At 71.1% G+C, this 729-nt stretch carries 1 protein-coding gene; it reads left to right on the forward strand.

The window, feature by feature from the left end; genetic code table 11:
- Positions 1-91: 91 nt before the first annotated feature.
- Complete coding sequence (locus tag L978_RS17510; RefSeq protein ID WP_081997108.1) at positions 92-700, forward strand: TetR/AcrR family transcriptional regulator; 609 nt, start codon at positions 92-94, stop codon at positions 698-700.
- Positions 701-729 lie beyond the last annotated feature (29 nt).

A 729-nucleotide genomic window follows, 5' to 3' on the forward strand; every position in this document is an offset into this window, starting at 1 on the left:
CTGCGCTGACCCGCGGGAGCGGTGGCCGAGCACGACGCCTCGCGGCCACCGCTCCCGCCGCACGGCACGATCGGATGCGAGACTGTGCATGATGTCAGAGATGCAGAGCACACGACGCGGCCGCCCGGGATACGACCAGCAGGGCATCCTCGCGGTCGCGGTCGCCGCTTTCAACGAGCACGGGTATGACGCCACGTCGATCGGCATGCTCGCCGAGCGGCTCGGACTGTCGAAGTCCGCGATCTACCACCACTTCGGGTCCAAGGACCAGATCCTCGACCTCGCTCTCGATGCGGCGCTCAGCGGACTCGAGGCCGTGGTGGACGACCCGCTTCCTGCCTCGGCGGTCGAGGCCAGCGCCGTGGCACGACTCGAGCATGTGCTCCGCGGCGCCGTGCACGTCCTGATCGCGCAGCTGCCGGCGGTCACGCTGCTGCTCCGGGTGCGCGGCAACACCGAGGTGGAGCGCCGAGCGCTGACCCGTCGTCGCGCTTTCGATCGTCGGATCACGGCCCTGGTGTCCGAGGCGCAGGCTGAGGGCGCGCTGCGCGCCGACATGGACGCCAGCGTCGTCGCCCGCCTGACCTTCGGCATGATCAACTCGATCGTCGAGTGGTACCGACCCGGGGGCAGAGAAGGCGCGGATCGGCTGGCGGACGACGTGGTGGCCATCGCGCTCGACGGACTGCGTCGTCGCTGACCCGCGCCACCCCGCCACCCCGCCACCCC

The organism is Microbacterium sp. ZOR0019, from assembly GCF_000800925.1.
GTDB classification, from domain to species: Bacteria; Actinomycetota; Actinomycetes; order Actinomycetales; family Microbacteriaceae; genus Microbacterium; species Microbacterium aurugineum.

Excerpts from the sequence above, each read along its gene's own strand:
- L978_RS17510 (WP_081997108.1), top strand. The coding sequence starts at position 92 with ATGTCAGAGATGCAGAGCACACGACGCGGCCGCCCGGGATACGACCAG.